We start from the raw sequence: 20,267 nt of genomic DNA, 5'->3' as shown, positions 1-20,267 counted from the left end.
CCGTATCGCCTGCTTCGAGTTCATCGAAGGCTGGTACAACCCCTCTCGCCGACACTCGGCATTGGGGTATAAGTCACCCATCAACTACGAAAGGACCGCCGCTGAAGGGCTGGAATCTCTAAGCCCATAACCGTCCTTCAAACCGGGGGGACTCCAACTCCAACTCCAAAGATGCACTTCGATCATCTCCTCAGAGCAGCATGGAGAGCTTGTGCGCCGCTTTGGACCTGCGCCCTGGTGCAATGGAATTCTTACGCTACTTCCATTCGAATCAGGATCAGTCATTGCCAGTGCAATATAATCCAATACTGTATGATGAGGCTGAGGATTTGTATCGCAAGTTCAGTGATATTGTGGGCTAATTGAGGCACTGTCAGAAGAATTTTAGTTGAAGAGGTCAGAGTGCAGATCTTGCATCCAGCCATAACGAAAATATTGCCGTTTATGTGTCTAGCCCTCAGTTTCGATACCATTGATTTGCGGTTTCTCTAATAAGGTTTCTGGGACTGGCAGGCGCATATTGAGTTCTTCAACAGTTCTCGCGTCTCATTCGGCGATGATATCTTGCCTAATTCCCCAGCTGCATCAGTCCAAACGATGTGAATGGATTGTTTCACGCTTTCAACGGATGAAGTTTGCTTCCTCTGTGATAACTATGATAGTGAATCTCGTAGGCTAGGAGAGTTAGTGAGCCTCGGTATGCGATCGATTGAAACGTATTTTCTTTCGGGTTAAGACAAGAATTCAGAGCGACGAACGGCAGTTAAATCATGCGGATAGACGAAGCCGTCAGCACAGAACGCAGCGTTGATCTGGGTGTTACCGTCGATTTTCTATTTGATGGCGGTGCTGAAGCTGTAGTGAATTTACTTGCTTCAGGTTTTTTCAACACTACAATCTATACGACTATCTATGATCCCAAAAATCTGCCTCGTTATCCGGCTTTAGACAAGGCCAATAAAGAGGGGCGACTTAGATCCAGCTTAGCCCAAGTCCTGCCTTCAGTCCCATCACTGACTAAAATACTAACCCTATACCATTTCTACTGGCTGTATTTCTTTGTGGCCTTTTTTCAACGCACCAAAAAACACGATGCGGTGATCGTATCTAGTTGTGCTCAATCCAAACTTATCCATGTGCCAAAAGGCGTACCTGTAGTAGTGTATGTGCATACTCCAACCCGATGGCTATACCCAGGTCTAGTCACCAAAGAAGATTTGGCCGCTATTCCATGGATACTGCGCGGTGGGATGAAACTGCTCAACGTGTTTCTTAGGCCGCTTGATCAACTAGGCGTTCGAAGATTGAAGCGTCACAATCCGATCTGGCTTTGTAACAGTAGTTATGTGCAAGAAAAGCTGCGTAAATTTTACAATGTTGAGGCACGGGTAGTGTTTCCACCAGTGGATGTGGAGCGGTTTACCACTGTAGATCGAAATCCACGAGAATATTTTCTCTATCACGGGCGCTTGACGTTTCAGAAGCGGGTCGATGTGGCAATTCGGGCCTGTCTTCTGGCACGTAAGCCATTGGTGATTTCAGGTTCAGCTACGGATCCGAAACTACAGCGGAATCTAGAAGAGATAGTTCAAATTGCCGTTGCTAGAGATCCAGATCTTGAAGGGTTGATCACTTTCCTTGGTCGAACAACGGATGATCAACTATGTACCCTGTTTGCAGAGTGTGCCGCTATGCTCTTTCCGCCAAGGGAAGACTTCGGCATTGCTCCGATCGAAGCCATCGCAAGCGGTGTGCCCGTGATTGCTTATCGCGCGGGGGGCGCGTTGGATTATATCCTGCCAGGCATCAACGGTTGTTTTTTTGACACCCAGACCGGTGAGGCGCTTGCCGATGTTTTGAAGACGTTTGACGCGACCAGTTTTGCCCCCCAGACTGTCGCGGACTCGGTCCCAAATATATCAAGCAACCGTTTCTTGCAGGAAATGAAAGAAGCGATTGCTGAAGCGAAGCTTTTCACGTCAGAAATTCGAGAAACGCTAGACTAATTATAGGCGCTATGATGGAGTTATTAGGCAACCGAGAAAATTTTCTAGCATAGGTACATATTTGTCCTTTCGTGTCACAGATAAATTCTGTTCTGGATTTTATGTGTATCGTCGATGAAAGCTCTAGAGCTGAAGAAACAACGATCGGTTGGCAAGGATGCGGCACATTTAGCGTATTGGACTCATACTTGATTTTTTCAATCTGAACTCATTTTACACATGATGAATAACTGCCAATTGCCAAACAAGATAATGCCAATCACCAGCTATTTAAATAAGTAGATTACCAGAAGGTGTTCGTAGGCTGATAGTTCCGACACACACTAAAAAAATATAAGGCAAATTGCGATTAACCTCTGTCTTACCAAGAATAGAAATCGCTAAGTTGTGAATAACCCTGCAACTCGAGGCGATAGATTATATAATGTCAAAGCTATCGAGCCCAGATGCGGAAGCGGCCCGGTCAAACAACTTTCGAAAAATCATTCTGAACCTTTGTTTGTTGGGGGTAATGTTCGGGTTTGGCGTGGTTCTGATCGCTCTGTTCAATGGGTCATCTAACATTTCTCGATATCTGTATGTCTGGGTAGACTTGCCGGGCTTTGCGGCTGTGTTTATTTGTGCCTGGTTGCTTGCAATTTTGGTGTTAATGCCTCCGGTCAGCCGTCAATTGATAAGCTTGTCTCTTACGAAATTGCATCCATTTAAGTTGGCCGGGTGCAGTTTCATATTGTCCATAATAGGCGTGCATTTGATTTATCACGGTTATGCGCTGTCGACGGATGAGTGGATGACGCGACTGCAGGCGGAAATTTTTCTATCGGGTCGGTTAGGGGCGGAGGTTTCTGAAGAGTGGCGCCCTTATGGGCGTGCAATGTATCAGAGTTTTGCCAGCTATGATGCAATGACGGGGCGACTGGCGAGCAACTACCGTCCAGGCATGTCGCTTATTTACAGTCTTTTCGAAATTGTGGGATTAGGCATCTACACTTCGGCATTTTTTAATGCGGGGGCAGTACTTTTGGTCGCCCGGGTGGCAAAGCAAGTCTTTCCAAATCAGGCAGAAGCACCGGTCGTAGCCGCCCTGTTATTGGCGACGTCCCAACAAGCTTTGGCAGCGGCTATGACGAGCTATGCCATGTCGGCACATCTATTTTTTAATCTTCTGTGGCTGACCTTGTTTTTGAATGGTCGCTTCACCAGTCATGTTTTGGCGGCTCTCGTCGGGGTGATCACCGCGTCGCTGCATCAGATTCATTTTCATCTGTTTTTTGCGTTGCCTTTTTTACTCACTCTGCTGCGTCCCTTTCAGTTTCGGGCAATGATAACTTACGGAATGATTTATCTGATCGGACATCTATCTATTCTCGCTTGGGATTGGGTGTCGTTCAACAGCGTGGTCGCTATAGTGAAGAGTGCGGTGCCTGGAGCTGCCCGTCAAGTTCCCGGAATACTCGAGCGGGCCATAGCCATGGCGAAGATTCCTAATGCAGCAGATCTTGCAAATGTTGCCGCTGACTTGGTTCGGATGCTGGCATGGCAAAGTCTGGCGCTGTTGCCGCTGCTATTACTTGGATGGAGGCGGCAGAGGCAAAATCGAATACTTATGCTGCTGATTTGGAGCTTCGTGATCAGTTTAATGCCCTACCCAATACTAATGCCAGATCAAGGCTATGGATGGGGTTATCGGTATTTGCATGGCCTTCTGGGGCATCTGGCATTGTTGGCAATTCCTGGCTGGATCGCATTACGCGAGGATCGGACTGACAAAATCTATCTAAGTTGGGTTACAGCCTGTCTCATCGTTGCTCCGCTGTTGCTAATACCATTTCGGGCAGTGCAAATTGAAAGAGTGGTTACACCCTATGCGCAAGCTACAGCGATGTTGTCGGAAATAAATGGGGATGTAGTGCTTATAAATAGCGATCGTGTTTGGGGCGGTGAGGACATCCCGCGTAATTCACCTATCGCCACAAGCCGACCAATCCTGATGGACGGTCGGGCGCTATCGGCTGAACAAATCAGTACTCTATGTGAAACGTACAATGTTGTTGTTCCAGAGCCGGAAGAATATGCCGCCCTAGGCATCCGATTGATCGAAAGGCACCCAAATTTGAAGTCGGACAGCATAATGGAAAAACAAAAAGCTTTTGAATCATGTTGATAGGTGTGGCAATCGAGCAATCATTCCGGTCTGTAATCCTTTGGCCGGCCCTGCGGTAACCGAATGTCTGAAGCTACATCGACTCAGAAAAGATTATTCAGGGAGCACTAAATTGGCATTTATATCCGCAAGGATTCGTGATGTAGGCGCATTGTGCAAGCTTATTTCTGTCGAGCATAGATATCCTCATATCGGGTAATGTCGTCTTCGCCCAAGTATGTGCCAGTCTGAACTTCGATCAGAATCATCGGAACTTTACCTGGGTTTTCCATACGATGGACTGCGCCGAGTGGAACGTAGACGGATTGGTTTTCGCTGACCAGTTTTACTTCGTCGTCGATTGTAACCTTGACGGTGCCTTTAACCACAATCCAGTGCTCAGCCCGATGGTGGTGGCTTTGCAAGGACAATGCAGCGCCGGGATTGACAACGATTCGTTTCACCTGAAAACGATCGCCAATGGCAAGACTTTCAAACCAGCCCCATGGTCGGTGATCTTTCGGAAACTCGGTCGCTTGTAGGGCGGATTTTGCCTTCAAGGTGGTCACGGCCTGTTTCACGTCTTGTGCTCTGGAGGCATCCGCAACCAGAACTGCATCGGGCATCGCAACAGCGATAATATTTTTGAGGCCAAGGCCGACGACCTCAAGGCTTTCGTCCTCAGAGCGTAGCAGAGTATTATTGCAATCGATGGATGTGACCATCCCCGAGGTAACCACACCGTGGGCGTCCTGCTTTGATTCACGCCACACCGCGTCCCAGTCGCCCAGATCTGACCAACCTGCTGAATAAGGTACGACCGCGAGGTTGTCGGCCCGCTCCATCACGGCATAATCGATCGATATATTTTCGACACCAGCCCATGCCGTTGGGTCCAGTCGTAAAAAACCCAGGTCGGGTTTGCCGTGTTCAACCGCGGCTTTCACCGGGACAATCAGGTCAGATGCAAAGGTGCGGAGTGCCTCCAGAATGGTTTCTACCGAAAATAGGTAAATACCGGCATTCCAAAGGAACTGACCATCGGCCAACATGGCCTCGGCTTGCGCTGCGTCAGGCTTTTCGACAAAGCGCTTGAGCGCCACGGGCGATGTTCCGTTTATCTCTGCAGCCAGTTCGAGGTAGCCATAACCGGTTTCCGCGTGGGTCGGGGATATGCCGAAAGTTACCAGTTGACTAGAAAGGGCGGCTTCGGTTCCAGCTTCGAAGGCAGATCGGAACGCGTGGGGGTCAGGGACAACGTGATCTGAAGGTGCAACCAATATAAGCGCGTCCGGATCGCTCTGTTCTAGCCAGAATGCAGCTGCCAAAATGGCCGGTGCAGTGTTGCGTCCTTCGGGTTCAATCAAGATGGCACCGGGGTCGATGCCAATCTCGGCCAGTTGCTCGGTGACAATGAATCGGAATTGAGAATTAGTCACTATTATGGGGCTAGCAAAACCTTCCCCAGAGAGTCGCTGTGCAGAGGCTTGAAACAGAGATGTGTCGCCAGTAAGCGAAGAAAACTGTTTGGGATAACTCTGGCGACTAAGAGGCCAAAGCCTTGTGCCTGAACCACCGCAAAGAAGGACGGGTGTAATCAATGAGTTTTTCCTCGAGTTGATTTCTAGAAGCTGATTGTTTGTTTTACCTTGGTGGTTCACATAATCTTTGGCCTATTCAAGAAAATAATGTGACATGTTAAAGGGATGGGAAACGGAGTTTACGGTTAACTGATCTTTCATGTTGCTGGCTAAACTTTTGTTTGCCTTGTCCAATTCAACCATTGCTTATGCGATCGCTGATACTAATGATTTTTCTACTCGTTTAATGGAAGTTAGGATGCAAGAAACTTCTGACGCTAATGCGCCAAGTGAATGAAATCCCTATCATCACTATATGATTGTACGCAGCTACCAGGAGAGAAATCTTGGGAACTTCTCCAAAATGCACATTGTTTATTGGAGCAAATACCATCCATTGCATTCAATACTCGGCAAACATCCTGACCCAGCGGATCATTACTGGGCCCAGAGTGATCATCAACATCACCGGCATCGTCATACCTGCAAGAACAGCTGACATCTTCACTGGAAGTTTATTAGCTTTCTCTTGAGCCTTGAGTTCGCGGGTAATGCGCATTTCCCTTGCGTAATTTGTTAACGCATCGGAAACGCTCGTCCCGAATTGCATCGATTGCACAATTACGTTTGCGAACGCTGAAACTTCACTCACGTCGCAACGATTTGCCATATCCAGAAAAGCCTTTTGCCGATCCTTACCTGCTTGTAGTTCAAGTTGTAAAATAGTGAACTCATCGGAGATTTGCGGGGCAACAATTCGCAATTCATGAGCAACGCGTGTCATTGCGGCGTCAAATCCGAGGCCAGCTTCGACCGCAACCGTCAACAGATCCAAAGCATTGGGTAGCGATTGTTCTATAGCCAGCTTTCGTTCATCCAGCTTAGCTTTAAGCCAAAGGGCAGGTGAGAAAAACCCGACCAATGTCAAAAACGTCATGACATAAAATGTCTGAACCCATGACAGGTTGTCGAAATACGATCGCATGACTGCGGGGATGGCGATTTCTTGCGGAAGGAAAACGAGGCCTACAAATATCCCTGGGAGTAGCACCCCCATGACCGTCCTCGCCAAGTAGTAAGTCTGAACAGCGTTTGTCCGACGTATACCAGCTCGGCGCAATCTTTTGGCTATTTCACTGCGCTCCTTGGAAGTTCGTGGGACGAGTGCTCTTAACAGACCATCCGGATCGTTGTCATCGAGCCGAAGAACACTGTAGCCATCTCCGGTGCCGCCTTGGCTGCCTGCTGCACGCATGCGTCTTTGCTCAGTGGTCGGACCCGATAGCATAGAGGAGATACCCAAAACCAGCACCAATACGCCTAAACCCACGCCAGCCAATGCGATGATTTCTATACCAATTCCAGTTTTGTCGATGAATTCTTGAATAAGCTCCGGCATAACTTTGCCCTTTCATCAAAACTTGAAACTGACCATTCGAAACAGGATCAAAGCCTGCAACAGGATCAGCACGAGACTGCCAACGGCCAAGTATATGAACGCTGGATCACCCATGACATCGCCATAAAAGGATGGTGTCAGAAGGTTGACGATCATAATCATGATAAACGGAACGATGGACAAGATAGAGGCGCTGATCCTGCCCTCTGCACTAATCGCCTTGATTTTTTTGCGCATCATCATCCGGTCGCGAATAACCTTAGCCAGCACTCGAAGAACATGCCCCAGGTTGCCACCTGTTCCGTGTTGAATGCCGACACTCACTGCAGTGTAGCGGACATCTTCGACATCTACACGATCAGCAAAATCAGCGAAAGCATCCTTGATGTCATCACCAAAACTAACCTGATCTTGAATCATCCCGAACTCAGAGCCGATTGGATCCGGCATGTCGGTTGCCACACTGCCTACGGTGACGCTTAACGGGTGCCCGACTTCCAATCCTCGGGCCATGAGGTCCAACGCATCAGGCAACTGGGCCGTCAACTTGGCCATCCGTCTTGAACGGATCGAGACAACAATCAAGAATGGCACAAATAATCCGATCATGATCGACATTATCAACGACGTCGAAGGGGGCAGAACCTGAGCCCCGAGAACGAAGAGGAGGAAGGAGAACGCAACGGTTCCGATTAGGAACCTGTAAAACCCAATTCTAAATCCGGCTTGATTTAGTATACGCGAAAAGCGGGCTGAAAACCGTTGATCGCCAAGGGACCGATTAGCCCCCAAAATTGCCGCTTCTATATCTTCTGGTTTTGCACCGCGATTGATCATGCGCATTCGGCGGTTTACAGCCTGATCTTTGCTTTCCTCACGAGACAGAAATTGTCTCAGGCCTTCAAAGACCAACAAACAGCCGACGAAGACCGCAATGTAGAAGAAAAAACTTACTTCCGCACTTTCAAGAAATTCCAGGCTCATGAGTTTATCCGATCACTCTTCAAGATGCCTAAATCGAAGTCGACGCCCGCTGCGAGAAGTTGGTCTGCACATCTTGGACGGATACCTGTCGAGACAAATTCGCCAAGAACCTCGCCGGATTCGCCGCGGCCCTGACGTTTGAAGACGAACAAATCTTGCATCGTGATCACGTCGTTTTCCATCCCGGACAACTCTGAAACGGACATCACGCGGCGGCGGCCGTCGCTCAGACGAGAGAGCTGCACCACGACCTGGATTGCAGATGCGACTTGTGAACGGATGGTTCTGAGCGGCAAGTCCGCGCCCATCATGGTGACCATTTGTTCCACCCGGCCCAGCGCGTCACGGGCGGAGTTGGCGTGCACCGTCGTCATCGAGCCATCATGGCCGGTGTTCATGGCCTGGAGCATATCGAAACACTCGGCGCCGCGCACCTCGCCCACAATGATCCGGTCAGGACGCATACGCAATGCGTTGCGTACCAAGTCACGCTGGGTGACGGCGGCCTTACCCTCGATATTTGGCGGACGAGTTTCCAGGCGAACCACGTGTTCTTGTTGGAGCTGAAGTTCGGCCGCATCTTCGATCGTGACGATCCGGTGATCTGGATCGATATGTGCTGATACCGCGTTCAACATGGTGGTTTTACCCGAGCCTGTACCGCCGGAAATCAGGATGTTCAGGCGGGCCTGAACCAGTGCTTTAAGGAATTTGGATGCGTTTTCTGTCAGGCTGCCCTGTTCGATCAGACGTTCCAAGGTCAGCGGGTTTCGAGAGAACTTCCGAATGGAAAGCGATGGTCCGTCCACCGCACACGGGCGGATGATGGCGTTCACACGGCTTCCGTCCTCTAGGCGGGCGTCGACCCAAGGTTGGCTTTCGTCAATACGGCGGCCAATCCGCGAAACGATCTTGTCGATAATCCGCAGCAGGTGGCGTTCATCATGAAAACGAGCCGTGCTTTTTTCCAGAAGGCCAAAACGTTCGACAAAGACATTTTCATGAGTATTCACCAGAATATCGTTGATGGTCGGGTCGGCCAGAAGGGGTTCGAGTGGCCCCAGACCCATCACTTCGTTGATCAATTCGTCGATCAGTTCTGCAAACGCTTCGGAACGAAGCGGCGTTCCTTCATCGTTCAGGTATTGCGAAACAAACCCGGCAATCTGGCGGCGCAGTTCGGAGCGTTCGACCTTGTCTATGACAGACAGGTTCAAGCGATCGAGCAATTCACCATGCAATCGGCTTTTGAGTTCCAGTCGGGCCAGCATGGCTGCGTCCAGATCCTGCTTTGCATAGGCTTTCACATCCGGTTTTTTAGCGGCGGCGATGGGAACGACTTTGCTGTCTTTGCTCGACTCGCGTTTTTTGAAATCTTTAAACATGTTACCGTTCCTTCACTTAGTGTTTCGCTGTGTCGCGCTGAGCATCGGCGCTTGCCGTGGCTTGGGCAAGTTTGGTCAAAGCGCGTCCGAGAGGAGAGCGAGGCGCGCTCTCTACAACAGGTTGGCCAAGATCGACTGCCTTGCGTGATGATTTGGGATCATCCGGCAGCCAATGGTTAAATTCCTGCTCTAGAACGCTTTCGGCCTCTTTCTGCTGGACCGATTTCATCAGGCGCTTCGTTTCGCGATTTACAATTAAATCAACGGGTAGGCCGATCTGAGCTTCGCGGTAAAAATTCATCAGACGTCTTGTGTGACGAATGCTGGGGATGGATGTGTCGGTGACAATTTGCAAGACACTGGTGCGCTCGATGACAGGTTCTAACCAATCCACCAATGCGCGGGGCAGATCAACGACGATATAGTCGTATTCTTTTTGCAGCTCATCAAAAATGGCCGCAATCATCAATGGACGAACAGACGACAAGGGCACGATGGATGAGGGGGCATTCAACACATCCAACCCGCTCGGATGGGCTTGCATGATATTTTTTAAATATTGGATGTCCGGATCGATATCTTCGCTGACCAACCGTTCAAAACCGCGGTTGTCTTCTAAATCCAGGTGCACACTGGCATTGCCGAATTGCAGATCAAGATCCAAAAGAGCGACCTTAAGTTGCGGCTTGGATTTGAATGTGCCTTTGGTCCCTAAAAGCTTCAGCGCAATATTGACCGCGACCGTTGTGGAACCAATGCCACCACGTGCCTGCGCGACTGAAATCACTCTGCATTCTCTTGAAAAAGCGGGGGAGGTTGGAACAACTTTGCGTTGCTTCGCCAGCAAATCATCGATGACTTCTTTCAGTTCGGTGCTGGTTATAGATAAAGGCAACACATCATCCACGCCGATCTGGCGTAGTTTGCGTGCGTCGCGGATGGACATTTCGCCATCGGATAGCCCTAGGAAAACTGTATCACCCTCATTTTGACCCAGCAGATTTTCTAGAGCGGCCATTTCTTTTTCATCTTCAGGAGCGGCTTCGAACAATACGACATCGTTTCGAAAAGCCAGCTCAATGGCCTTGCCATTTATTTCCTGAAAGCGTGACAGCTCACTATGGATTGCCTCACCAGAGCCGCTGAAGAAATCAGAGACGGCGTCCGTAAACGTTTTGTTTTCTGATACGATCAGTATGGAGTTGTTTTTGTTGTTCATGTCATTCTCCAATTCACTGCTCAGCCACCCGTTCCAAGATTCAGGTCTTCGCCGGGGAGTGTGGTTGTGAAAAGTGGGTAGTCGAAGCTGTTATAGAGCCCCGGATTTATCGCGCCTGCAATCCGCGCAAGCCCGCCTAAGGGTGAGATAAACTGAAAGTTGGGCGCATCTATGTCGACCGTAACGAGGGGGGTGTAAGGACCACCCGAAAAGCCAAGCTCTTTTTTATATTGATATGAAAATGTAACGTTGGCAGGTGTTGTTCCAGGTGGTACCAGACCCCGAATACGGTTCCAGATTTCATTTGCTGTCGCGTTGTTGACGTCCAAAGTGCAAGTTTGGAGGCCGCCGTTAACGCAGGCACCATCAACCGAACATGAAGTGCCAAATCGGAATGGCGGGACGGATGTGCCATCTTTGTCGTGTATATTAGGAACATTAGGACAAGCTGGCGGCCGGACGACTGCGGTGCGCGCGGCCAGCTCTACTGCGTTTTCCGCCATGATTTGTGACAATGCAATGCGGCCAAAATCGAAAATCGCGAAAAGTAGAAAAAACATGAGCGCAACGACAATTGCAAACTCAATTGCCGCCGCGCCATCCTCATCTTTTGCAAAACGATTGACCATCCATGAAACTCTTACACTCATTGACCAAATACCCTTGCCTGATCAATTACAATCGCCGAGCCAATTGAAGGTACGCCGCCGAAGTACTCCCACAGGGGAGCGAGCGGAAAGCGCACAGTCAGGATAGCTGTGACGGTCACAACTGGTGGAATTCCGTTGCGATAGTAATTCGGCAGTGCGCTGCAATCGAGAGTCGGTGTCACAGAATTGACCGTGATGCTGGTGGGGAACACATTCCCGACCGTTGCCTGAGCCCAACGATAATCACGTGACACTATTTCAGTTACTGTGGTTAAATGGGGCTCCCCCAAAGCAACAGGGGTGATAACCTGATTAGGACAGCTGTTAAGAGGCAAAACGCGAGACATGTAGCGGGTTGCATCGCGCACACCTGAAATTGCCATTTGATAGCTCCAGAAGATACGGCCGGATTCAACGATGATCGCAAAAAACAGTATCATTAGCGGGAGCGTGATAATAAACTCCACCAAAACCGCCCCACGCTCGTCGCGCATGAAGCGATACAATGGTTCTAGCTTACCTATGTAACCGTTCATTTGCATTCTTTTTACCTATAGAGTTGGACAAGGTCCCGGAATATTGCCGATGCTCCGCCGCCTCCGGCAGGTCCAGGAAATCCTATAACTTCACCGTAAATATCGAATTTTGGTCCATTTTGACCTTCTTTGTCTTGGGATTCTCCGTTTTCCGCAACCGGTTCAGTCAGAAAAATTTCGACATATTGTTCGACGGGAACATTAGTTGTCGTACCGTTGACTGGGTTAGTTGTGCAGTCAATTCCTGCCGCAACAACAACACGCCGCTTAGGATCAGTTGACATATTGGCAGCAGGTGCACATTCCGGCCGACCATGATCGCCCGCATATGCTGTTTCATCAAGAATAGTATAGCTGTTGACATCTGGATCATTGAGGTTTGTGTTGCCAAGGGCAATCTCTTTCAAATACACGCCATAACGCATCCCAACATATTCGGCTGGTATTGAGTTTGTGAAACCATCCAAAGCTGAAGCATCGCCATGATTAGCCGCAACATATGCTGATTCAGTCCAAATACCATTTCCGAACCGATTGTCGCCCCCGGGACAATCACCGTTTATCATGCATGTGTCCCGAGGTAGAGCCATTGTATCAGAAACGGCTTCGTTACCCTGGATACATGATCCACCATTGCCAGACTTGATCCCTCTGATTGTGTTTGGTGCTGGCGCAAATGCAGGGTGGTTACTTTGACCATTCAGAGTGGACTGATATATGTCAAACCGCACGTTAAATGCGGCGGCCGTAATCCCTTTCTTAACCCCAGGTTCAGTTGTAATACCATTTTGCAGTACACATTCTGTGATATTGTCCTGTGCTGCGATCAAGCAGGCCAGTGTCGGGAGGCCACTTTCGGAGCAAATACCGCTGGCATCTTTGAAATCATTGAGGTCGATGAAGCCAAAATTTCCAGAACCCCACGGGTCCGAACCTTTTTGACCGCTGCTCAACAAAATCATGTCACCCGGATCAGGTCTAGGAGATGGGAGACAGAACATAAGTGGAGTGATGTCACAGGCAGCTTGGGCAAAACCAGCAACGGCTGTCGCCGAAAGTTGTGGGTCACTGTTTCCAGATTCACCAATCAACGCCCAAAGCCCCCTGATCAGGGTAGCACTTACGGTATGAGGCCGAGCGGTCACTTGTACAAGCGATGCGTCTGCGTCGGTCGTCGCGGTATAAGAACCAGGGATTGCTACGGTGTCTTCGGGGGGCAATCCGTTGAGGAATCTTAGGATAAAATCATCCTGATCGAGAGTCGTATCCAAATCGGTCCCGATCCCGTAAGAATTGTAATCAGAAATTAGATTGTTCGCGGCGAATGTCGCGCGTGCTCGAGCGTCAGTACGGCCATCAAGCTCGCCCGCAGCGGCAAGCGCAACTGAATCAACAAATGTCTGTAACTCCGCGTGGGTTCGGCCCATTTTACCAATCATAAAACCGGCCCCGGCAAGACCCAGGACCGCGACCAAGGAGATGACCCAGAGAACTGCTGCTGTTCCTTCTTCGTCTTGGACAAAACGGTTGAAATGACGGGCAGCGGGTTTCATGGGATATCTCTCTCTGTTTAATATGTTGGTTTAGAACGATCTTTACTGGCTTACATTCACTTCCGTCGCATTGACGCCGCGGCGGACCGTGATGGTTTTATTGCGGTTTTTGGTCTCATTGGTTGGCTCTCTGGTGCCAAACAGGTCTTGTAGATCAACCAGATCCAAAACTTCCTGATCAACGGCGTCCACTGTGCGCAGAGTCAGGCTGAGCGTGCCGGCCCGTTGGGCAAGCGCGAGTTTATTACCGTCCTCTGGCGTCACCTCAACGGTAATCGTTCTGGCAACAATAGGTTGCCCCGAGTTCTCTTCGGATTGCTGGTCGACACCAATAATTTTTACATTTTGCAAGAAGGTACCAGCTTTCATACTGCCGCCGATGTTCTGTGTCAGAACAATATCGACGCGGTCGCCGGGGGACACAAAGCCCGCGACCGCTGTCACAGCGTTCACGCTGATTGACATGGCGCGCATGCCTTCAGTTATTTTTTGCACTAGCGAAACACGGCCACCTGGGGCAGAGACTTTTGACGCCAAAATAACTTCGCCTTCGAAAATCTTGTCTTGAACACGACGCTCTTCAGATGCGTTGCCTGTAATCAGCTGGCTTATGTCAGTGAACGCGCCACTCGGAACAGCATCGCGAGGCCAGGGTTGCAGTCGTAGAACTTGAGCGCCAATGGGTTGGCCAAAATCAATGTCGCGCCGTGCGACGACGACGTTAACGGTGGCAGGTTGAATGGAAGCTTCTGCAGCGCCACGCTGTTGGGTCAGGAAGTCTTTGGCAATCAAGACGGACCCCCCCGCCAGAGCGACACCAAGAATGGTGATGAGGAAAGATTTGATGCGCATTGGTGTCTCCTGAAATTTTAAATGTCGGACACTAAAATAGTTTTAGCGGCCGCGTTAACCGTAATGGAAGACGCGGCCGAAACTTATTAATTGCAGGTTACCGCTGAAAGTCCCGCATTAACCACGCCTTGACTCAAATCGGAACAAGTCTTTGTGGTGATCGCATTTGCGTTGTTCCCGATCGCAGTCATAACGGTGATGCCGATTGCGACAACGACCAGCAAAGCCACAACGTATTCGACCATAGCAGCGCCGTCTTCATCTTTTGCAAAGCGAGTAAATAGTTTGGTAATCATTGGGTATTCCCCTCGAGGTTGTTTTACAAATCCGCCAGGTGAAACACTTAGCTGGCAGGACTTCGGCAGGTGATGCCCGAAATCAAAATCAGTTTACGCTGGGTCGTCGGGGAGTGCTTCAAGCAGGTGATGGAGAAATACATCTCATGGTTGTAAATTTACGAGACTGCAACCGTAAATGGGTCAAAACCTGAGGGGAATCGCGATCATTTTCCCGATTCTGGGTGATTCTGGACAAGCATTTGCCGCGAATCGGGGATTCGGATGAAAATCCCGACGATATGCCGAAAACAATGTGGCGGAATTAAGGTAAATGTCGGTAGTCTTGAAACGATACTTACTGACGGGTAGGAATGTTGATGATCCAAGGGCATCGTAGTTAATTGAAAACAAACAATAAAACAAAAAATTGTAGAAAACTTTGCCGTGTTATCGCAGAATCGCATGTGTCTTTTGCGGGAAAAAGGACACAATAGAAGGGTGAGGTGCTTGGCGGATAATTGCCGGGGTTTCACAATAGAGTATTATGGTCAGGTCGAATTTAGCGGCCTAGTGATTAAAAGGTTATCGTGATGCGTTTTGAATCAGGTTTTGAAATTGACTATTCTTCGGGCTTCGGGGCAGTGGCAAATTGGGCCGAAGCACTGCATGGGCATGGCCAACTAACCACAGTGCTGGATCGTTTGCGGGCTGTCAGCAACAACGATGTATCGGTTTTGCTGCGCTTTACGCCTGGAAATCCAGTGGCCAAAAAGATCGCGATTGCGGATCCTTCTGCCAATAGTCTGATATCGCGCAGCCGCGTGACATTCGCCCATGACGTGTTTGGCGATTATCTGGATGTGATGAAAGACGGCGCGTTCATCCTGTATTCTGAATTGGTGCGCGAGGGTGCGATCACCATGTCTGAACAGATTCACACCAACCGGATTTTGTCGCAGAACGCGATCAGCGATATCGGCGTGATCCGGTTGAGCAGTGAAGACAAGCATTCAGACTATCTGGAGTTTTATTCGTCCTCTGAAATTCGTCAGAAGGATGCTGCGTTGCTGACGGCGCTGGGCACCACTTTGGCGTCATCCTGGATGGCGCGCCTGCCGGGAACAGCGCACGAGGCCTATTTGCAGACCCGGGCGAAACCGACCCGTATCTTGCAGCGGGAGAAAGTTGTTGCCGCGTTGGATGCATCAAACCCGCTGGGGTTGACGCGTTGCGAATTTCGGGTTTGTACATTGATCCGCGAAGGTCTGATGGCCAAATCCATTGCCGAGGCGCTGGGCGTAAAGGTTTCGACCGTGCGTTCGCATATGCATTCAATATACCTTAAGGCCGGGGTCGGCGGGCATGTGGAATTGCTGCATATGTTGAAATCCGATCCCGTGGCGGAGCCAGCACGCAAAGCCGGCTAACCAAACGGCAGGCTTTAAGTTGCCTGCGCAGCCTGAACAGCATCAAGGCACCATCGTAAGATGGTGCTTTTTTCTGGGGCAAGCGTTGCGGCGATTTCAGATGAAAAGCTGTGAAAGGCCTCCAGATAGTTCGCATTCACGACCACCAGCACCGGAATATCAGCTGCGAGCGCCGTCCCGATGGCCGGGCGAAAGCCGCGACCGCTGACCTCTTGTTTGCCGAATTTGTTGACGATCAATAAATCCGGCCTGTGTTCCAGCGATGCCTCGACGAGGCCGACAGTGCGTTCCAGCCCCTCTGGGTCAAGCCTGCACCCGGTGGAGCCTGAACCCAACCTTTGACTGATGCCGATCTCTTCCCCACTGTCCAAGAGGCGCAATAGCATATCGCATCTGGTCAGGCCTTCCTGATCGATATTGCATTGGACGGCCCCAGCCAGCCGGATGTTCACGGCCTGAAGCTCTGCCGCCACATCCAGCAGCAATTGATCTGCGACCCCTTGTCCCGGGGCGGTGAAAACTCCCAGCATGTCTGCCCCTTGCGGCTCATTTCGTTTGGCTACATTATTCAGCGGCTGAGGAAACGACAAGCGATGACCCGGATCAAAACCCTGTTCCCCAATCCCGATGATCCTGCCCTGACCCGCCCGGTAACCGGTGTGGACCAGACCGGTGCGCGCGTAGAGCAGCGCGTGGTGGAGGAACGACCCCTGACGATATTCCTGAACAGTCAGGAGATCGTGACAGCAATGACCATCGGTGATCATCCGAATTACTTGGCGCTGGGGTTTTTACGCAATCAGGGCATGTTGTTGGCTGAAGATGTGGTGACCGGTATCGACTATGACGACGATCTGGAGGTGATCGTTGTCAGGACCGAACGTGAAACCAGCTATGAAGAGAAGGTGAAAAAGAAGACCCGCACCTCTGGCTGTGCGGTTGGCACGGTTTTTGGTGACATGATGGAGGGGTTGGACGGTATCACGCTGCCCCCGGCAGAGCTGCGGACAAGTTGGCTGTATTCCTTGAGCAAGCAGATCAACATGATGCCGTCTCTGTATCTGACGGCGGGCGCCATTCACGGCACGGTTTTATGCCGGCAGGAAGAACCGCTGATTTATATGGAGGATGTCGGCCGCCACAATGCTGTGGATAAGGTCGCGGGCTGGATGTTCAGCCATCAGGAAAGCGCCGAGGATAAGATTTTGTACACGACCGGGCGGTTGACGTCAGAAATGGTGATCAAGACCACACAGATGGGCATCCCGATCCTTGTATCGCGGTCGGGCTTCACCGCCTGGGGGGTGGAAATTGCCCGGCAGGTTGGGCTGACCTTGATCGGCCGCCTACGCGGGCAACGGTTTTTGTGCCTGTCGGGGGAGGATCGCCTGATCTGGGATGCGGATCTGTCTGGTGTGGGCGATGAGGATCGCAAGCATCGGCGGAAGGGGGCGGAATAATGGTTCCCGGAGTGATCCTCGCAGGTGGTCGTGCGACCCGTATGGGCGGTGGCGACAAGGGCTTGCGCCAGGTGGCGGGGTGGCGGCTGATTGATCTGGTGATTGAACGGCTGGGGGCCCAGTGCGATGGGCTTGCGCTGAATGCCAATGGTGATCCGGCGCGGTTTGATGATCTGGGCCTGCCGGTTCTGGCCGACAGTTTGCCGGATCATCCGGGGCCTTTGGCCGGGGTGTTGGCCGGTTTGGATTGGGCACATGCCCAAGGGGCTGATCATATTGTGACCGCAGCAGCGGATACGCCGTTTTTTCCGCGTGATCTGGTGGATCGGCTATGGGCGGTTCGGGGCCCATCGGGATTGGCGCTGGCGGCCAGCCTGGATGCGGATGGCAAGCTATGGCGACAGCCGACCTTTGGCCTGTGGCCGGTGGCGTTGCGTGATGACCTGCGGGCGGCCTTGCAATCGGGCCTGCGCAAGATCGTCATGTGGACCGATCAGCATCAGGCCGGATTGGTAGAATTTTCATCAGAGCCCTTTGATCCCTTTTTCAACATCAATACGCCCGCGGATATTGAGGCCGCCGAAGAACTGATCGGGCAGGGGGTGACATGAAAGTTTATGGCGTCACTGGTTGGAAAAACACCGGAAAGACAGGGTTAATGGAACGCCTGGTGACGGAGATCACGGGCCGCGGTTTTCGCGTCTCGACCATCAAACATGCCCATCACGAGGCTGACATTGATCAGCCCGGTCGCGACAGTTATCGTCATCGCGATGCCGGGGCAGAGGAGGTTTTGCTCTCGACCCCGCATCGCTGGGCGTTGATGCACGAGCTGCGCGGGCAGGCTGAGCCGACTTTGCCAGAACTGATTGCGCGGCTCAGCCCGGTTGATCTGGTTTTGATTGAAGGGTTTAAACATGAACCGCATTCCAAGATCGAATGTCATCGGGCAGAGGCAGGGCATGGCCTGATGGCGGGTGAAAATCCAACGATCCGGGCCGTGGCCTCTGACAGTGTGCATCCGAATATGACCTTGCCAGTGTTTGACCTGAATCATACTGCCGCGATTGCCGATTTCATACTGTCAGAGTTGGAAATGTGAACCATGCCAACGGAGCCTGACCCTATGCTGACCCCACCCAGATTGCGCAATGACTGTTTTGCCATGCCGCAAGGGGTGGAATGGATACCGGTCGATACGGCATTGGCGCGGCTGAAGGGCAGCCTCCACCCCGTGACGGGGCAGGAAGAACTACCGGTTCATCAGGCATTGCGCCGGGTTCTGGCCGAGGGATGTATCGCGCGGCGGTCTAACCCACCAGCGGCCAATTCAGCTGTCGATGGCTACGGCTTTGCCCATGCGGCGACGGGCGAGGGCGTACAACGCTTGCGCCTGGTGGATGGACGTGCGGCGGCCGGGCAACCCTTTGCAGGTGAGGTGCCGCATGGTTCTGCTATTCGCATTCTGACCGGGGCGATTGTACCCGCTGGGGTGGATACTGTTGTGCTGGAGGAAGACTGTGCAACCGATGGCGCGACAGTCGCCTTTGACGGGCCGGTCAAACGCGGGGCCAATACGCGTGAAGCGGGGGAGGATGTTGCGGCGGGTCAGCCTGCGCTGCCAACCGGTCATCTAATCCGCCCACCCGATATTGCACTGATGACGGCGTTGGGGATTTCGCATGTTCAGGTCTTTCGGCAATTGCGGGTTGGGGTTTTGTCCACTGGGGACGAGTTGCTGTCCGATCCAGCGGCAGAGGCCGGGCTGCATAACATTTATGATGCCAATCGTCCCATGTTGCTAAGCCTAGTCGAACGTTGGGGGTATCAGCCGGTTGATCTGGGCCATGTGGCTGACGATCCGGCGTTGATTTCTGCCGCGTTGGACAGAGGTGCGGATCAGGCGGATGTGATCCTGACCTCTGGTGGGGCGTCTGCCGGGGATGAGGATCATGTGTCCCGCATCCTGCGGGAGGGTGGTGATTTGTCCAGCTGGCGCATCGCATTAAAACCGGGGCGACCCCTCGCGCTGGCGATGTGGAACGGCGTGCCGGTTGTGGGCTTGCCGGGCAATCCCGTGGCGGCCTTTGTCTGTGCGCTGATCTTTGCCCGACCAGCCATGTCGGTGTTGGCCGGGGCCGGATGGGTGAAACCCGTGGCGTTTGAGGTGCCTGCGGCCTTTTCCAAGAACAAAAAGCCCGGGCGGCGCGAATATCTGCGCGCGCGGCTAGATGATCAGGGCCGGGCGGAGGTATTTGCGTCGGAAGGATCAGGCCGGATCAGCGGCTTGTCCTGGGCGACGGGGCTAGTGGAACTGCCGGATGAGGCGATGGTGGTTGAGCCCAGCACGATGGTGCGATTTCTGCCCTATGAGGGATTTGGGGTTTAGGCAGGTTTTTTGCGAATCAGATAGGCAGTCGCCTGACCCGCGGGTTCCGATCCAATCAACTCATGCCCTGATTCATTGCAGAAATGCGGCACATCAATGCGTGCTGCGGGGTCTGTGGTGATCAAGCGCAATACGTCACCTGCGGCCATGGATTTTAACCGCTTGCGTGCCTTCAGCACGGGCAGAGGGCACAATAGCCCGATTGCGTCTATCTCTTCATCCCAAATCATTTCGAACACGTAGTTCGGCCCGCAGAAGTTGTCCAGCTATGACGATACAGATCACGGTTGCTTCGATAGGAATTCCCTATCGCTTGACGGAATGTTGATATTGACGCGAGATCGTAAAAAGGGGCATCAAGGTTGATATCCTTCGGTGCGGTCGCATTGAATCACCCAGCAAAGGC

The 20,267-nt window shown here is 51.6% G+C and carries 19 protein-coding genes; 7 read left to right on the top strand and 12 right to left on the bottom strand.

Annotation, left to right across the window (positions count from 1 at the left end; all coding sequences use genetic code 11):
• Nucleotides 1-770: 770 nt before the first annotated feature.
• A complete protein-coding gene (locus AC2D8P_RS03735) occupies nucleotides 771-2,006 on the top strand; it encodes a glycosyltransferase (RefSeq protein WP_484700559.1) in 1,236 nt (411 codons plus the stop codon).
• 424 nt (nucleotides 2,007-2,430) lie between these two features.
• Nucleotides 2,431-4,170 carry a hypothetical protein gene (locus tag AC2D8P_RS03730; RefSeq protein WP_484700557.1) on the top strand — a complete coding sequence of 580 codons (1,740 nt, stop codon included), beginning with the start codon at nucleotides 2,431-2,433 and terminating at the stop codon, nucleotides 4,168-4,170.
• A 161-nt stretch (nucleotides 4,171-4,331) separates the two neighbouring features.
• On the opposite strand, the gene AC2D8P_RS03725 is transcribed toward AC2D8P_RS03730, so the two are convergent.
• The 10 genes from AC2D8P_RS03725 to AC2D8P_RS03680 form a co-directional block, all read right to left on the bottom strand.
• On the bottom strand, nucleotides 4,332-5,750 hold the full coding sequence (locus AC2D8P_RS03725) for a mannose-1-phosphate guanylyltransferase/mannose-6-phosphate isomerase (RefSeq protein ID WP_484700605.1): 1,419 nt from the start codon (nucleotides 5,748-5,750) through the stop codon (nucleotides 4,332-4,334).
• A 382-nt stretch (nucleotides 5,751-6,132) separates the two neighbouring features.
• Nucleotides 6,133-7,128 (bottom strand): type II secretion system F family protein, encoded by a 996-nt coding sequence (locus AC2D8P_RS03720; protein WP_484700555.1) that lies wholly within the window; start codon nucleotides 7,126-7,128, stop codon nucleotides 6,133-6,135.
• A 15-nt stretch (nucleotides 7,129-7,143) separates the two neighbouring features.
• On the bottom strand, nucleotides 7,144-8,112 hold the full coding sequence (locus tag AC2D8P_RS03715) for a type II secretion system F family protein (RefSeq protein ID WP_484700554.1): 969 nt from the start codon (nucleotides 8,110-8,112) through the stop codon (nucleotides 7,144-7,146).
• Nucleotides 8,109-9,497, bottom strand: coding sequence for a TadA family conjugal transfer-associated ATPase (locus tag AC2D8P_RS03710; protein WP_484700552.1), 1,389 nt, complete (start codon nucleotides 9,495-9,497; stop codon nucleotides 8,109-8,111). Before AC2D8P_RS03710 ends, AC2D8P_RS03715 begins: the two co-directional genes overlap by 4 nt.
• Nucleotides 9,498-9,513: 16 nt before the next feature.
• Entirely contained in the window at nucleotides 9,514-10,716 is a 1,203-nt protein-coding gene (locus AC2D8P_RS03705) for a CpaE/TadZ family protein (RefSeq protein ID WP_484700551.1), read from the bottom strand.
• Between the two features lie 20 nt (nucleotides 10,717-10,736).
• Nucleotides 10,737-11,345: a TadE/TadG family type IV pilus assembly protein gene (locus tag AC2D8P_RS03700; protein ID WP_484700550.1), complete on the bottom strand. Its 609-nt coding sequence runs from the start codon at nucleotides 11,343-11,345 to the stop codon at nucleotides 10,737-10,739.
• A gap of 17 nt (nucleotides 11,346-11,362) precedes the next feature.
• Nucleotides 11,363-11,908 (bottom strand): TadE/TadG family type IV pilus assembly protein, encoded by a 546-nt coding sequence (locus AC2D8P_RS03695; protein ID WP_484700548.1) that lies wholly within the window; start codon nucleotides 11,906-11,908, stop codon nucleotides 11,363-11,365.
• Nucleotides 11,909-11,913: 5 nt separating this feature from the next.
• Nucleotides 11,914-13,455, bottom strand: coding sequence for a pilus assembly protein TadG-related protein (locus tag AC2D8P_RS03690; RefSeq protein ID WP_484700547.1), 1,542 nt, complete (start codon nucleotides 13,453-13,455; stop codon nucleotides 11,914-11,916).
• Between the two features lie 42 nt (nucleotides 13,456-13,497).
• Nucleotides 13,498-14,307 carry a Flp pilus assembly protein CpaB gene (gene cpaB, locus AC2D8P_RS03685; protein WP_484700545.1) on the bottom strand — a complete coding sequence of 270 codons (810 nt, stop codon included), beginning with the start codon at nucleotides 14,305-14,307 and terminating at the stop codon, nucleotides 13,498-13,500.
• Between the two features lie 86 nt (nucleotides 14,308-14,393).
• Nucleotides 14,394-14,603 (bottom strand): Flp family type IVb pilin, encoded by a 210-nt coding sequence (locus tag AC2D8P_RS03680; protein WP_484700544.1) that lies wholly within the window; start codon nucleotides 14,601-14,603, stop codon nucleotides 14,394-14,396.
• Nucleotides 14,604-15,175: 572 nt separating this feature from the next.
• Here AC2D8P_RS03680 and AC2D8P_RS03675 point away from each other — a divergent pair.
• Nucleotides 15,176-16,012: a LuxR C-terminal-related transcriptional regulator gene (locus tag AC2D8P_RS03675; protein WP_484700542.1), complete on the top strand. Its 837-nt coding sequence runs from the start codon at nucleotides 15,176-15,178 to the stop codon at nucleotides 16,010-16,012.
• 14 nt (nucleotides 16,013-16,026) lie between these two features.
• On the opposite strand, the gene AC2D8P_RS03670 is transcribed toward AC2D8P_RS03675, so the two are convergent.
• A complete protein-coding gene (locus AC2D8P_RS03670) occupies nucleotides 16,027-16,542 on the bottom strand; it encodes a DUF2478 domain-containing protein (RefSeq protein WP_484700540.1) in 516 nt (171 codons plus the stop codon).
• A 63-nt stretch (nucleotides 16,543-16,605) separates the two neighbouring features.
• On the opposite strand from AC2D8P_RS03670, the gene AC2D8P_RS03665 reads away from it, so the two are divergent.
• Genes AC2D8P_RS03665 through AC2D8P_RS03650 form a run of 4 tightly spaced genes read left to right on the top strand, consistent with a single transcriptional unit; the run spans nucleotide 16,606 to nucleotide 19,861 of the window.
• Complete coding sequence (locus AC2D8P_RS03665; protein ID WP_484700539.1) at nucleotides 16,606-17,472, top strand: formate dehydrogenase accessory sulfurtransferase FdhD; 867 nt, start codon at nucleotides 16,606-16,608, stop codon at nucleotides 17,470-17,472.
• A complete protein-coding gene (mobA, locus tag AC2D8P_RS03660) occupies nucleotides 17,472-18,083 on the top strand; it encodes a molybdenum cofactor guanylyltransferase MobA (protein ID WP_484700537.1) in 612 nt (203 codons plus the stop codon). Before AC2D8P_RS03665 ends, mobA begins: the two co-directional genes overlap by 1 nt.
• A complete protein-coding gene (mobB, locus tag AC2D8P_RS03655) occupies nucleotides 18,080-18,574 on the top strand; it encodes a molybdopterin-guanine dinucleotide biosynthesis protein B (RefSeq protein ID WP_484700536.1) in 495 nt (164 codons plus the stop codon). Before mobA ends, mobB begins: the two co-directional genes overlap by 4 nt.
• Nucleotides 18,575-18,577: 3 nt before the next feature.
• Entirely contained in the window at nucleotides 18,578-19,861 is a 1,284-nt protein-coding gene (locus AC2D8P_RS03650; RefSeq protein ID WP_484700534.1) for a molybdopterin-binding protein, read from the top strand.
• Here the strand turns inward: AC2D8P_RS03650 and AC2D8P_RS03645 are convergent.
• Nucleotides 19,858-20,091 carry a sulfurtransferase TusA family protein gene (locus tag AC2D8P_RS03645; protein WP_484700603.1) on the bottom strand — a complete coding sequence of 78 codons (234 nt, stop codon included), beginning with the start codon at nucleotides 20,089-20,091 and terminating at the stop codon, nucleotides 19,858-19,860. The two genes, AC2D8P_RS03650 and AC2D8P_RS03645, sit on opposite strands and share 4 nt — an antisense overlap.
• Between the last annotated feature and the right edge of the window lie 176 nt (nucleotides 20,092-20,267).

This window comes from Roseovarius sp. YIN77 (genome assembly GCF_057219155.1).
This window is presented reverse-complemented; position numbering and strand designations above follow the sequence as displayed.

Bases quoted from the DNA above. Each gene is read 5' to 3' on its own strand.
- AC2D8P_RS03735 (WP_484700559.1), top strand. From the start codon at position 771: ATGCGGATAGACGAAGCCGTCAGCACAGAACGCAGCGTTGATCTGGGT.
- AC2D8P_RS03730 (WP_484700557.1), top strand. From the start codon at position 2,431: ATGTCAAAGCTATCGAGCCCAGATGCGGAAGCGGCCCGGTCAAACAAC.
- AC2D8P_RS03720 (WP_484700555.1), bottom strand. From the start codon at position 7,128: ATGCCGGAGCTTATTCAAGAATTCATCGACAAAACTGGAATTGGTATA.
- AC2D8P_RS03715 (WP_484700554.1), bottom strand. From the start codon at position 8,112: ATGAGCCTGGAATTTCTTGAAAGTGCGGAAGTAAGTTTTTTCTTCTAC.
- AC2D8P_RS03710 (WP_484700552.1), bottom strand. From the start codon at position 9,497: ATGTTTAAAGATTTCAAAAAACGCGAGTCGAGCAAAGACAGCAAAGTC.
- AC2D8P_RS03705 (WP_484700551.1), bottom strand. From the start codon at position 10,716: ATGAACAACAAAAACAACTCCATACTGATCGTATCAGAAAACAAAACG.
- AC2D8P_RS03700 (WP_484700550.1), bottom strand. From the start codon at position 11,345: ATGGTCAATCGTTTTGCAAAAGATGAGGATGGCGCGGCGGCAATTGAG.
- AC2D8P_RS03695 (WP_484700548.1), bottom strand. From the start codon at position 11,908: ATGCAAATGAACGGTTACATAGGTAAGCTAGAACCATTGTATCGCTTC.
- AC2D8P_RS03690 (WP_484700547.1), bottom strand. From the start codon at position 13,455: ATGAAACCCGCTGCCCGTCATTTCAACCGTTTTGTCCAAGACGAAGAA.
- cpaB (WP_484700545.1), bottom strand. From the start codon at position 14,307: ATGCGCATCAAATCTTTCCTCATCACCATTCTTGGTGTCGCTCTGGCG.
- AC2D8P_RS03680 (WP_484700544.1), bottom strand. From the start codon at position 14,603: ATGATTACCAAACTATTTACTCGCTTTGCAAAAGATGAAGACGGCGCT.
- AC2D8P_RS03675 (WP_484700542.1), top strand. From the start codon at position 15,176: ATGCGTTTTGAATCAGGTTTTGAAATTGACTATTCTTCGGGCTTCGGG.
- AC2D8P_RS03670 (WP_484700540.1), bottom strand. From the start codon at position 16,542: ATGCTGGGAGTTTTCACCGCCCCGGGACAAGGGGTCGCAGATCAATTG.
- AC2D8P_RS03665 (WP_484700539.1), top strand. From the start codon at position 16,606: ATGACCCGGATCAAAACCCTGTTCCCCAATCCCGATGATCCTGCCCTG.
- mobA (WP_484700537.1), top strand. From the start codon at position 17,472: ATGGTTCCCGGAGTGATCCTCGCAGGTGGTCGTGCGACCCGTATGGGC.
- mobB (WP_484700536.1), top strand. From the start codon at position 18,080: ATGAAAGTTTATGGCGTCACTGGTTGGAAAAACACCGGAAAGACAGGG.
- AC2D8P_RS03650 (WP_484700534.1), top strand. From the start codon at position 18,578: ATGCCAACGGAGCCTGACCCTATGCTGACCCCACCCAGATTGCGCAAT.
- AC2D8P_RS03645 (WP_484700603.1), bottom strand. From the start codon at position 20,091: ATGATTTGGGATGAAGAGATAGACGCAATCGGGCTATTGTGCCCTCTG.